Below are 12,901 nucleotides of genomic sequence, written 5' to 3'. Positions count from 1 at the left end.
GGATGAGCGTCCGGCTCGACCCGGACGCCCCGAAGGCGGTCACCGTCCACGAGGGCGGTGTGACGGTCCGGCCGCAGGTACGGACCGACACCCGGGGCGGGGTCGGCGAGATGGTGGTCAGCTTCCGACGGGACCACGACGGCAGCATCACCATGCGGTACGTCAGTTTCCACGTCGCGGCGGACCTCCAGGGCGCCGGCTTCACCGGTGCCTTCGTCCGGCACCTCGAAGGGTGGGCGGCCGGGGCCGGGGTGTCGCGCGTGGAGGTGCGGGCCGCCTCGACGGTCGGTGGGTACGCCTGGGCGCGGGCCGGGTTCGACTGGATCCCGGAGGCACCGCACCACGCGCAGGTGGTCGTGGACCGGCTCCGCGACGAGACCCGTGCCCTCGACGTGGACGCCGACCTGGTACGCCGCTGGCTCGCCGGTGACCCGACCGTCGACCTGGGCCCGGTGCGCCAGCGGTACCCCCAGGTGGATCCGACCGACCTGCCCGCCGAACTGGCCCGGCAGCGGGCTGCCGCCGTCGACCTCCTCGACCGGGCCGCCGGGCACCGGCCCGGTGAAGCGGGCTACCCGACGCCGCAGGAGATCAGCGAGGCCGGCCGGACCGGCGGGCAGGGACCGGCGGCCTCCTGGGTCGGCAAGCGGGCCCTGCTCGGCGCGATCTGGGAGGGGGTCAAGACCCTCCACCGGCCGGAGCCCGACGCCGGCCGTCCCGATGTGGCGACCGGTCAGCCGGGTGCCGGCCGACCCGACGACGCGACCGGTCAGCTGGGCGTGGCCCACGTGCTGCACGAGGCGGCCCGGCACGAGCCGGCGATCACCCTGGCCGTGGACGCCGTTCTCACCGATGCCGGGGCGGCCCGGACCGCCGACGTCGGCCCACCCCGGGAGGACGCCGACGCGCTGCGCCAGCGGCTCGCCGCGCTGCGGACGGAGACCATCGGCGCGACGCCGGAACCGCCGCCGCGTACCACCCTGCGCTACTCCGCCGAACTGCCGCACGTCGGGTACGCCGACGCCGCCCGCCGGATCTTCGCCGACCTCACCGGGCAGGGGTACCAGCCGCTGCGGCTGCGCAGCCTCTGGGGCGGCGACCGGGCCGGCGGGCTGCTGACCGAATGGCACGATCCGCGTACCGGTCAGCGCTTCACCCTGCGACTGGACACGGCGGACAGCCGGGGCGCGTATGCGGCGGTGCGGGACTGGCAGCAGGCCCGCGCCGAGGGTGTCGACCCGCACCGGGAGCAGGAACTCGTCGACCGGCAACGGGCTGCGATCGCCGGGGTGCGCGTCCCGGACGGGGTGCACACCCTGCACCTGCCCGGCACCCCGGAGGCGTCGGGCCTCCCGGAGGCGTCGGGCCTCCCGGAGGCGTCGGGCCTCCCGGAGGCGTCCGGCACCCCGGAGACCCCGGCGGCGACGGGTACCCCGAACCCGGTCCGACCGGGGCAACCGGCCGAGCCCGGCCCGGGACAGTGGAGCGACGAGGCGGCCCGGCTGCTGCTGCCCCTGGTCCAGGGACCCGACGTGCTGCCGGCGCTGGCCGCCGCCGCCCGTGCCGTACCGGCGGGACACGAGTTCACCGGGGACCCCCGGATGCACGCCCACGCCCGGGCGTTGACCGTCGACCCGGACGCCGTCCGGATCGCGTTGCACGGCCTGCCGAACGGGGAGGTGGTGGTCGGCGGTGCCCGGATGAGCGCGACGGACTTCGCGCACGGGCTCGCCGAACTGCACCGGGCCGGCGTCGTGGACCTCGGTGACCGTCGGGTGGTCCTGGTCGCCTGCCACTCCGGGCAGGGGGACCGGTCGCCGGCCGCCATCCTCGCCCAGGTCCTCGGCCGGGAGGTCACCGGCGCCACCGACCGGGTCTGGACGTACCGCAACGGCACCGAGGTGGTGTCCAGCGCCGACCGCCACGACGGCAACCGTCCCACCCATCCGCCGGACGGTCGGTGGCGTACCTTCGGGCCGGACGGCCGGGAGGTCACCGACCCGGCGGCCCGCCCCGCCGAGCCCGCACCGGTCCTGCACCGGGGCGCGGACGGTCGGCTGCACGCCGTCGGCGACACCCCCGGCACCTGGCGCGGCGAGGACGGCCGGCTGCACCGCGACGGGGACCGGTCGCACACCTGGCGGGACGAGCCGACCGGCCGGCTGCACCACGACCTGGACCCGCCCGGCACGTACCGCACGGAGCAGCAGTTCCGGTTGGTGTCGACGGACACCGGCCGGCCGGTGTCCGATCCGCTGGCCGCCCGGGCGCTCCCGGTCAGCCACCACGCCGCCGAGGGGCCCCGGGAGGAGTTCCGGCCCCGCAGCGAGCCGACCGACGTGCGGCGGGCCGCCGCCCGGCTGGAGCACGACCAGGCCCGCCTGGTCGACCTGCGGGACCGGTTCCTGCGCCCGCTGATGGACGGGCTCGGCGTCACCGGCCTGCGTGCGGTGACCGGGGCGAACCTGGCCCGCACCCTCACCGACCTGCGGGCCACCCACGCCGGTGACCCGGTCGCCCAGCACCGGATCAACGAGCTGGAGGCGGTCGCCGAGGCGTACGCCCGCCGGGCGGCGGACCTGCGGGAGTCGACCGCCGAGCTGCCGTACACCGCCGCCCGGCGGGTCCTCGCCGACCGGTACGGCATCGACACCGGCGCCCTGCTCGCCGACCGTCCGACGGCCGGTCCCCGGCGGGCCGGCGACTTCGCGGTGGCCGGGTTCGACCCGACCGGCCACCGGCTGGTGGTGGTGGAGACGACCGCCCCGGCCGGCAGCAGCCACCTGCTGGAGAACGGCAGCCGGACCGAACGTGGTACCCCGGAACACGTCCGCGACGTGCTGCGGACCAGTGCCCGGCTGCACGACGCCCTGCGCGGCCGACCCGACCTGCTCGACGAGCTGCACCGGGCGCTGGCCCGGGGCGAGCTGACCGTCGAGGTGCTCCGCGTCGAGGTCGACCCGGGCGGCGGCCGACCGACCGTCGCCACCCGGCAGCTCGACGTGACCGGAATCGACCTGTCCGGGGTGGCCGACCGGCTGCCCCCGGCCTCCGGCGCCCCCGATCCCCGACTCGGCGAACGGCTGCACGCCGCAGGCCAGCGGATCGCCGGCGCGTTCACCGCCAGCGACGGCCGGACCGGCATCGCCGCGGTACGACCGGTCGCCCCGGACCGGTTCGAGGTGCAGCCGGTCAGCGGCCGGCCGTACCAGATCCAGGTGACCGTCGACCCGGCGGCGCGGGCCGATGTCACGGTGACCCTCGGCGCGGACGGCGTACACCGGATGGCGGTGTCCCGGACCGTCGCGGACGGCCTGGACACCGCCGGCCTGGACCGGCTGCTGGCCCGGGGCGTCGGGCACGTCGCCGGGGAGGTGGCGGCGACCCGGGGCGGCCGGTTCGGCCGGCTGGTCGGGCTGCACGGCGGCCGGCTGGGCGGCCGGGAGGCGCTGGTCGCCGACCCCGGGGCCGGCAACCGGCTGCGCGCCAGCCACACCGACCTGGCCCACCTGGGCGAGTTCGAGGCGCTGGCCGGCCTGCACGCCCGGGCCACCGGCGCCGAACGGGCCGCCCTGGCGGCGGAACTGGGCCGCTTCATCGAACGGCACGGCCTGCGGGAAGGGCTGCCCGGGTCGACGCAACGGACCGCCCTGGCCCACCGGTACCTCTCCGAGCCGGCCGCCCGGCTGCTCGACGCCGAGCGCGCCTGGTCGCGGGACTCCGACCCGGCGCTGGCCGGTACCCGGCACCTGCTGACCACCTCGACGGTCACCGCAGCGGTCATCGAACCGGTGCCGGTACGCGACCGGACCATCTTCCGGGTCGACCCGGAGGGTTGGCAGCGCAGTGGACGCGCGTCGTTCACCTTCGAACTGGTCACCGGCCCGGTGCCGGAGGGGCGGGCCGCCGAGTTCCAGGTGACCGCACGGAAGAAGCACTTCGTCCTGGTGGTGGACCCGGCAGCGGTCGCCCTGGACGGCTTCGCCGGATTCCGGTTCCGGCGCGGACTGCGTACCGCCGTCGACGACATGATCCGGCACCAGGAGGCCCGGCCCGAGGAGGTACCGGCCCGGCTGCGGGACCGGGTCGTGGCCAGCCTGCCGACCGCCCTGGGCGGCGCCAGCAACTACCAGGCGGCCAGCGCGGCCGGCGCCCCGGGGATGAGCACCAAGGCGGTGGCGACCGCCCTGTTCGACCTGATCACCAGCAACCGGGTCAGCCGGTGGATCGCCCTGGACGGGTCGGCCCGGCAGCACGACCGGGCCCTGGCCGACCTGCCGGACCGGGCCACCATCGAGAACGGTGGACTGCAACGCACCCTGGACGACAGTTTCCGGCGCGCGACCAACCTGGCCCGGGGCGTGGTCGGGGACGGCTCGCTGGTCAGCCGGGCGGCCGGCAACCCGACGGCCACCCCCGACCCGGATCCGGTACCGGAGAGCGAGGCGACTGCGGTCCGGGACCGGGTCCGTACCGAGATCGCAGCGATCCGGAACACCCTGGACAGCCGGCCCATCGACCGGCTGGTGCGGATCTGGGACCTCTCCGGTGACCGGTACCGGCTGGTGGTCCAGGGCGCCGGCAACGACGTGGTGATCCGGATCGAGGTCACCCGCACCGACGACCCGGACGCGATCACCGTCGACTACACCGGCGCCCGGGACGTCACCCTCCAGGTCCCGCCGGAGCTGCTCCAGCGCACCGGGGACGAGTTCCACGCGGCGGTACGGGACGCCGTCGACGCGGTGGTGAAGCGTCAGTACGGGTTCACCCGGGACGACCCGGGTCTCGGCGCGTACGCGGAACGGGGGATCGCCGGGGAGGCCGGCCTGATCGTCACGACGCCGGTCGCGGAGACCATCCGCGACCAGCTCGGCCGGGTGCTTTCGGTGTCCAGCATCACCCGGGCGGCCGTGCAGGCGCTCGTGGACCGGGCCCTCGGCCACCGGGGGGTCACCCTCAACGACCTGCGGGACCGGCACGACGACGCGAACACCACCCGGATGGGTGGGGCCGGCCGGCGGGAGATCGCCCGGCAGATCGTCGAACTGGCCGAGGGTGGCCAGGCGGTGGCCCGCGCGATCAACGACCGGGCCACCGGTACGCCGACGCCCACCGCCGGTACGCCCGATCCGAACGCCGCGCCCACGCCCGCGACCCCGGACCCGAACGCCACGCCCGTGCCGGCGACCCCGGACCCGAACGCCACGCCCGTGCCGGCGACCCCGGACCCGAACGCCGCACCCGTGCCGGCGACCACCGGGCACCGGGCCGTGGTGGACGCCATCCGGGACGCGATGGCCGAGGTCAACCGGCGGCACGACGACGCCTTCGCGGTACGCCGGGAGGTCTTCGACACGCGGTCGAACCTGACCGAGGTGTCCTACCGGTACCACCGCCCCGGCGGCCGGTACGACGTCGAGCTGCGCCTGCGCATCGGGGAGGTGCCGGACGGGCGCCCGGTCGTGCCGGAGCGCAGCCGGGTGAGCCGGGGCCGGTTCCACCTGGTCGTCAACCCCGACGCCGACCCGGCGCGGATCGCCCGGACCCTCGAACACATCGCCGACAACGTCATGTACGACCGGGAGTTCCGGCTCCCGTTCCGCCGCCGGCTGCTGGAGGACGTGCTCCCGGTCGGCCTGCGGGCCGGTTCGGCTGCGGTGGTCGCCCTGGTCACCGGCAACCCGGCAGCCGGTGCGCTGGCCGGGGTGGGTGCCGGGATGCACGCGGTGGGCCGGTGGATCGCCCGCTGGCACCAGGTACGCGTCAACGACATCGCGTTCAACCGGACCCTGGACGGGACCAACGAGAACGACGTCACTCCGCAGGACCTGCGCGAGCGGCTGGCCGGGCAGCGTGACCCGGTGCAGGACCTGGAACGGCTCGCCGCCACGATCGCCGCGCAGCTCGGCGCCGATCCGCGTACCGCCGACCAGGTGGCCGCCCTGCACGACTCGGCCGGTGACCTGCCCGCACCGGACGACGTGCTGCTGCCCGACGTGGCGCAGCACCTGGCCGGGCTGACCGACCTGCCGCGCAGCGCCCGACTCACCTCGGTCGCCGGGCTCGACGACACCTACCGGGTCACCTTCGTCGGCGCGGCCCGCCGGCCCGAGGGGTTCACCTTCGAGGTGGGTACCGGGCAGCCGGGCGACGGCGTCGCGGTGCGGGCGTACCGGGTCGACTCGGACGTCACCCACGCGTTGCGGGTCGACCCGACCCGCCCGGCCGCCGAACTGGCCGACGCGATCCGGACCTGGCTGGTCGGCGAGATCGACCGGGTGTCCCACGGGCCGACCGGGCTGCCCGGCGCGCAGGGCCGGCTGCTGAGCTTCGCCCGGGAGACCGGTGCGGCGGTGATCGCCGCCGGGGCCCACCTGGCGGTCGGCGCGCTGACCCCTGACCCGCCGCTGCGTCCCGGTGACCCGCCCCGGCCGACGATCGGGCAGGAGGTGCAGCGGCAGGGTGCCGCCGTGGGCAACACCGCCGTCGGTGCGGGCGCCCGGGAGGCCAGCAACGTCTCCTTCGACGGCAACCAGGCGGTCACCAACGCCACCCGCGCCGAACTGGCCCGCCGGCACTTCGGTACCGCCACCGAGGAACAGCTCGGCGTCTTCGCGGCCGACGCCGACCGGCTGCTCGACCGGACCTGGCTGGCCGTGGAACGGCTGCTCTACCTGGAGCGGATCGCCGGGGTGCTGCCCCCGGCGGACCGGCCCGCCGAGTTCCGGCGCGGCCCGCTGGTGGACCCGGACGACCCGGTCTCCTGGGCCGGCGAGGGTGCGGCAGCCGACCCGGCCCGGGACGCGGTCCGCTACCTGGCCGAACCGCAGAGCCCGGCGGCGGCCGACGCCTACGCGTACATCCGGGACACCGACGACGTGGCGGCGGTGGCCCGGCACGCCGTACTCGACCAGCGGGTCGTGGCGCAGGTCAAACAGCACATCTTCCGGACCGAGCACCGGATGACGACCGGTGCCGGTCAGGTCGTCCACGGCCACCTGCCGCCCCGCGACGAGACCGCCCGGCTGTGGCTGCACGCCAGCGACGGCACGCTCACCCCGGCCGACCGGGCCGCGTTCCGGCAGCTCCTGCTCACCGCGTACCTCGACAGCCGGCTGGCCGCCACCGGGCTCGCCCCGCAGGTCCCGCACCCCGACCGCTGGCCCGCCGTGGCCGACGACCTGGGCAACCTCGAAGAGGAACTACTGGCGGCCCTGGAAGGACGCCGATCGGCCATGCCGACGGACCCGTCCCGGTGGTCAGGTGGAGGATCGGGATGATCGAGGCCCGTACCCTCGCCGAGGCGTACCTCTACCTGGAACTGACGCTGCCGGTGGGCGACGACGCGGTCGACTACGACCGGCACACCACCCTGGACCGGCGCGACGACGAGCACTACCTGCTCCGGTTCGACGGCCCGTACGGCGACCGGCACTGGAACATCGAGGTCACCGTCCCGTTGGCCTCGCACCGGGCGGCGGACGGGCCGACGCTCTGCTACGGCTCCGGCCGGTCCCGGCTGCTCGACGCCGGGCAGTGGTACGCGATCGAGGACGGCTACGCGGGGATGGCGCGTACCGGGCTGACCCGGCTGGCGCACAGCGGACCGGACGAGGCGACCTACCTGGCGGTGGTGGCCGCCTGGGACGCGGCGCGGGCCGCCGCCGACGAGATCGCCAAGTTCCTCCCACCGGACGCCGAGGAGGTACCCGCCGAGGCGTTCTGGACCGAACACGGCCGGTCGGTCCGGGCGGCCCGACCCGAGGCGTTCCGCCGGGACCGGCTGGACACCGCCCGCAACGGCTACCGGCGCCGGCTCGACGAGGCGCAGAGCAGGATCGCCGGTACCGGCGCGCAGCGTCCCGGCACCCCCGGCCCGACCCCGGCCGGGGGCCCGACGGATCCGGTGCCGGTGCGGGTACGCAGCCTGGCCGAGGCGCACGTCCATCTCGACCTGCGCCCGTGCGGGTGCGGTTCGGCCGGGTTCCCGAGGGACCGGATGACCGTCCTCGTCGACGACCCGGACCGGCTGCTGGTCCGGTACGCCGGGCCCTGCGACGGCTGCGGCGCCCCCCGGGACGTGGTTTTCGAGCTGCCTCCCGCCGCCGACCGGTCGGACGGACCGGCGTACCTGTTCAGCGGGCCCGCCGACGGTCCCTCCGAGGCGCTCGACGCGGCGGACTGGCTGGGGGTCGCCGAGGGGTACGGCGCGCTCGCCGACGCGCTGCTGGCGGCCGTGGAGGCGGACGTCTCCGGCGACGCGGAGGGCCGCTGGCGGGACCCGCAGGAGCGGGCCGCCATGGTCCGGCTGCTCGCCGGCGCCGCCGCCGCGGTCGAGGAGGTGCTGAAGTTCCTCCCCGGTCAGGCGCCGGCGCTGCCGGCGGCGGCCTTCTGGACCGGGCCCGGCCGGGAGCGGTACGCCCGGCAGCGGGACCTGTTCGACCGGGACCGGCTGACCCGGTGGTGTGCCCACCGGTGGCGGGTGCTGGACGAGTTCACCGCCCGATATGGTCGGTGACATGGCACCGCCGCTGGCCCGTAACGCCGTCGAGGCACACCTCCACCTGGCGTTGCACCCGTGCCCGTGCGGCGAGACGGAGTTCGGGGCGACCAGTTCGGTCCGCGCGGCCGGCGGCGACCGGCTGGTCCGGTACGCCGGGCGGTGCGTGTCCTGCGGCCGGGACCGGGCCGTCGAGTTCCGGCTGCCGGCCGAACCGACCGTCCCCGCCGACGGTGACTGGGCGGACGGCCCCGAGCCGTCCGAGCTGATCGACGCGGGGCAGTGGCGCTGGCTGGCCGACCGGTACGGCGACCTGCCGGTGGATCTCGACGGGTACTCCGGACCGGCCCGGGAGCAGGCCCGCGCCGACCTGTCGGCGGCCCGGGCCGCGCTGGACGAGGTGCTCAAGTTCCTGCCCGACGGGGCGGACGAGGTGCCGGAGTCGGCGTTCTGGTCCCCGCTGGGCCGGCAGGTACGCGCCGACGAACCGGGCCGGTTCCGCCGGGTGCGGCTGCTCGCCGCCCGGGACGGGTACGACCGGCTGCTGGCCCGGCTGGACGGACCCGGTACCCCCGGAGCCCGGGGACACCAGGACAGCGGACACGGAGGGTGGGGATCAGCGGGTTGACCGGTTGGCGGGTACTGGACCGAGAGGAGGTGGCGCGGCTGGCCGCCCACCTCGCCGCGCTGCCGGCACCGTTGACCGCGTACGCCGCCGAGGAGGCGGTGCGGCAGCTCGGCTGGCCGGTGGTCGCCGGGCCGAGCTTCGGCGGTGCGGTGCTGCGTACCGGGCTGGCCCCGTACGACGGCTTCGCCGACCTGCGGTTCACCGAGTCCGGGGCGACCGCGGTGGTGGTCCGGGTGACCGATCCGGCCCGGGAGCCGGCCGCCCCGGCGACCTCGTTCCGCCGGGACGCCTTCGCCCTGGCGGTCGCCGTGGTCCGGGAGTTGCTCGGGCCGCCCGACGAGCGGCAGCCGGGCGGATCGCCGCTGGTGTCCTGGTCGGTACCGGCCGGCCGGTTGCGGCTCACCGACGACGGGGCCTTCGTGGAGTTGACGCTGCTCTCCCCGGACTATCCCACCGGGCACCTGACCGACCCCGAGTCGGACGACTTCGACGACGTAGCGCCGGGAGCGGACCGGTGACCGGCGCCCACCAGACCGGCGACCGGGACCGGCCCTCCGGCGGCGACGGGCTCGCCGTCGCCCTGACCGACGTGCTCGGGCGGCTGCCGGCCGGCGCGGTGCTGCAACTCGTGGACGCCGCCGAACCCGACGGCGACCGGTACGTCCAGCTCTGGCAGGACCCGGCGGCCCTCCGGGTCGAGGTCGGCGCGGCGGCCCCCGCCGACCCGGCGCGCGGCCTGCCGGCGGTGGACCCGGCGGTACTGGCCGGGATCGGTTGGCAGCCACCCGGACCGGCCCACCCGGCGCACTGGTGGGCCGAGCTGGCCTGGCCCGCTCCGGCGGCCGGCTACCAACGGCTGGCGTACCGGTTGGTCGACACGATCCGCGACGCGTTCGGCCTGGCCATCCCGGCCGGGCTCGGCTACCGGGCCTGGCGGGCCGGGGCCGGGCCGCTGGACCTGCCGGAACTCGGCCTGGCACCGGTCCGGACGCAGTACTGGGCGCGGCTGGCCGACGGCGATCCGGTCGACCGGCCGGCGGGGCTGCTGCGGCGGACCCGGGTCGGCGCGGTGACCACCGACGAGGCGTTCGGTCGGGACGGCCGCTGGCATCCGACCCGGACCGTGGAGTACGCCGAGCGGGGTGAACTGCTCGACGACCTGGTGCCGCTGGACGAGCCGGCGGCGGGGCGGCTCGTCGCGCAGTGGCGGGACCGGGCTGCGGCGACGGCGGACGGCACGGCGGGCGACGGCACGGCGGACGGCGGGGTGCGCGTCGCGTCCACCGCCGAGGTGCGGCGTGACCCCGGGGGCCGACCGGTGCTGCCGGAGCACCGGCTCCCGCCGGGGGAACGGGCGGCGGTCGCCGGGTACCTGCGGGACGCGCCGATCGTGCTGGCCGGGTTCGGCTACGACCCCGACCCGTACGACCCGGAGCAGGCCGAGGTGGTGCCGTTGCACCTGCACACCGACGGGGTGTGGGTGTGGTCGGAGTCGCTGGCGTACTTCGCCGAACGGTACGGCCTGCCACCGGAACCCGACTTCCTGGCCCACCTGCGCCGACAGGGCCACCGCTGCCCCGAGGTGGACGAGGCGGCGCTCCGCCGCGCCGAGGCGGCCCTGCGGCGGTGACGGCGTCCGGCCGCGCAGCGCTACCGGCGACGGGACCGGACGTACCCGGTCAGGCCCTGCACCAGGGCGAGCAGCCCGCGTACCACCGCGACCACCGCGACCACGACCACCCCGACGACCACGATGCCGAACAGCCGGGCCAGCGGGATGTCCCACCTGGTCAGGGCGGCCATGCCGGCGCAACTGGCGGCGGTGCCCAGCAGCCCGGCGGCGAAGAGCACCAGGCCGACGCGGGCGGTGCGTCCGGCCCGGACCGTCGGCGGGACACCGGCACCGCCGGGTGCCCGGTCGGGATACCCGGTCATCGCTCCAGTGTGGCGCACGGACCACCCGTCCCGGTGGCACCCGCCGCTGCTAGATTTGCCCGAGCATCGGGTGGCTTACGGGGAGGCGCGCCATGGCTCTGCCGATCGTCCGTTCCCGGGACGAGGCCCATCTCTACCTGGACCTGCACCCCTGCCCACACTGCGGCAGCGTCGACGTGACCTGGCAGAGCGCACTGACCGACGACGGCGGGGTGCCCGCCCGGCGCTACCACGGTGCCTGCGGCGGTTGCGGGCAGTTCCGCGAGTACGTCTTCCGGCTGCCGGCCCGACCCGCCCTGCCCGGCCCCGACGACCTGGTCTTCTTCGGCGGTCCGGAGCCGTCGCAACTGCTCGACGCGGGGGAGTGGCGGCTCGTCGCCGACCTCGGCATCCGGGACGGCTCCGCCCCGTTCCGGGGTGACCCGGTGCTGCGGGCCGAGCGCCGGCAGTCCTTCGCCATGGCGGTGGCCGCCCTCGGCGAGATCGTCAAGTTCATCCCCGAGGGCGCCGACGCGGTACCGGAGACGGCGTTCTGGACCGAGCACGGGCGGGCTGCCCGGGACCGCGACCCGGAGCGGTTCCGCCGGGAGCAGGTGACCCGGTGGCGGCAGGCGTTCGCCGACGAGTTCGCCGACCGGTTCCGGGAGTGACCGTGTCCGCACTCAACCGGTGGACCCGGGCCGTCCTGGTGTGCGGCCTGGCTGCGGTGGCGGTACTGCCCGCCCCCGCCGCTGCCGTCGCCGCCCCGCCGGGGCGTGACTGCACGGAGCCCGGCCAGCCGGTCGCCCCGGTACCGTGGCCGCAGCGGATGCTCGGACCGGAGCGGGTCTGGCCGCTCGTCCGGGGCGGCGGGATCACCGTCGCCGTGCTGGACTCTGGGGTGGACGGTCGGCACCCGCAGCTCAGGGGCCGGGTGGAGCCGGGCTACGACGCGGTGGCCCGGTCCGGTCGGGCCGACGACGACTGCTCGGGTACCGGCACCGGGGTGGCCGGGGTGATCGCCGCGCGGGTGCTGTCCGGGACCGGATTCGCCGGTACCGCCCGGGAGGCGACCATCCTGCCGGTACGGGTGGTGACCGGGGTGGGCCTGGACGGCTCGGTCGCCGACCCGGCGGTACTGGCCCGGGGCATCCGGGTCGCGGCGACCCGGGGCGCCGACGTGATCGCGGTCTCTGCGGTCAGTTGGACGGACAGCGACGCGCTGCGCGACGCGGTCCGGTTCGCCCTGGACCGGAACGTGGTCGTGGTGGCCGCCGCCGGGGACCGCCGGGACGACCAGGGCCCGGCCCGGGTCTCCTACCCGGCTGGCTACGACGGGGTGATCGGGGTCGGTGCCATCGGCCCGACCGGTGAGGCCTGGTCCGGGTCGCAGCCCGGCCCGCACGTCGACCTGGTCGCACCGGGTGCCGAGGTGGCCACCCTGCAACGCACCCGGGGTATGACGCCGAACGTCAGCGGCACCGGGTTCGCCTGCGGGTTCGTGGCTGCGGCGGCGGCGCTGGTCCGGGCCAAGCGGGGCGAACTGCCGCCGGCCGAGGTGGCGCGGCTGCTGGCCGGCACCGCCGTACCCGCCGCCGGGGGCGGCGCGTACGGCCACGGTGTGGTCAACCCGTACGGGGCGGTCAACGACCAGGTGGTGCAGCGGGAACCACGGCCCCTGCCGGGGATGGCCGCCGCCGTCCAGCGGGACTCGTCGGCGTTGACCCGGTCCCGGGACCGGGCCCTGGCCGGTACCGGACTGGCGCTGCTCACCGTGCTGGTGGTGCTCACCGTCGCGGTGGCCCTGCCCCGGGCCCGGCGGCGACGCTGGCGGGCGGCGCTCGCCCCGGCACCCC

General features: G+C 76.6%; 8 protein-coding genes. 7 read left to right on the top strand and 1 reads right to left on the bottom strand.

Going from position 1 to position 12,901, the window contains the following annotated elements:
* Nucleotides 1-59: 59 nt before the first annotated feature.
* The 5 genes from GSF22_RS21855 to GSF22_RS21835 are packed head-to-tail and all read left to right on the top strand — an operon-like array spanning nt 60 to nt 10,761.
* Nucleotides 60-7,283 carry a hypothetical protein gene (locus GSF22_RS21855; RefSeq protein WP_208815602.1) on the top strand — a complete coding sequence of 2,408 codons (7,224 nt, stop codon included), beginning with the start codon at nt 60-62 and terminating at the stop codon, nt 7,281-7,283.
* Nucleotides 7,280-8,521, top strand: a complete 1,242-nt coding sequence (locus GSF22_RS21850; RefSeq protein ID WP_208815601.1) for a hypothetical protein — start codon at nt 7,280-7,282, stop codon at nt 8,519-8,521. The genes GSF22_RS21855 and GSF22_RS21850 overlap by 4 nt, the downstream gene beginning before the upstream one ends.
* Nucleotide 8,522: 1 nt before the next feature.
* Entirely contained in the window at nt 8,523-9,131 is a 609-nt protein-coding gene (locus tag GSF22_RS21845; RefSeq protein ID WP_244368076.1) for a hypothetical protein, read from the top strand.
* Complete coding sequence (locus tag GSF22_RS21840; RefSeq protein ID WP_208815600.1) at nt 9,113-9,649, top strand: DUF6301 family protein; 537 nt, start codon at nt 9,113-9,115, stop codon at nt 9,647-9,649. The genes GSF22_RS21845 and GSF22_RS21840 overlap by 19 nt, the downstream gene beginning before the upstream one ends.
* On the top strand, nt 9,646-10,761 hold the full coding sequence (locus GSF22_RS21835) for a TY-Chap domain-containing protein (protein WP_208815599.1): 1,116 nt from the start codon (nt 9,646-9,648) through the stop codon (nt 10,759-10,761). Before GSF22_RS21840 ends, GSF22_RS21835 begins: the two co-directional genes overlap by 4 nt.
* Before the next feature lie 20 nt (nt 10,762-10,781).
* On the opposite strand, the gene GSF22_RS21830 is transcribed toward GSF22_RS21835, so the two are convergent.
* Entirely contained in the window at nt 10,782-11,066 is a 285-nt protein-coding gene (locus tag GSF22_RS21830) for a hypothetical protein (RefSeq protein ID WP_208815598.1), read from the bottom strand.
* Between the two features lie 92 nt (nt 11,067-11,158).
* Here GSF22_RS21830 and GSF22_RS21825 point away from each other — a divergent pair, with 92 nt between their 5' ends.
* Together GSF22_RS21825 and GSF22_RS21820 are read left to right on the top strand one after the other, a co-directional pair.
* A complete protein-coding gene (locus tag GSF22_RS21825) occupies nt 11,159-11,716 on the top strand; it encodes a hypothetical protein (protein WP_208815597.1) in 558 nt (185 codons plus the stop codon).
* A gap of 2 nt (nt 11,717-11,718) precedes the next feature.
* A partial coding sequence (locus GSF22_RS21820) for a S8 family serine peptidase (protein WP_208815596.1) occupies nt 11,719-12,901 on the top strand: 1,183 nt, incomplete at its 3' end.

This window comes from Micromonospora echinofusca, from assembly GCF_017614955.1.
Classification (GTDB): domain Bacteria; phylum Actinomycetota; class Actinomycetes; order Mycobacteriales; family Micromonosporaceae; genus Micromonospora; species Micromonospora echinofusca_A.
This window is presented reverse-complemented; position numbering and strand designations above follow the sequence as displayed.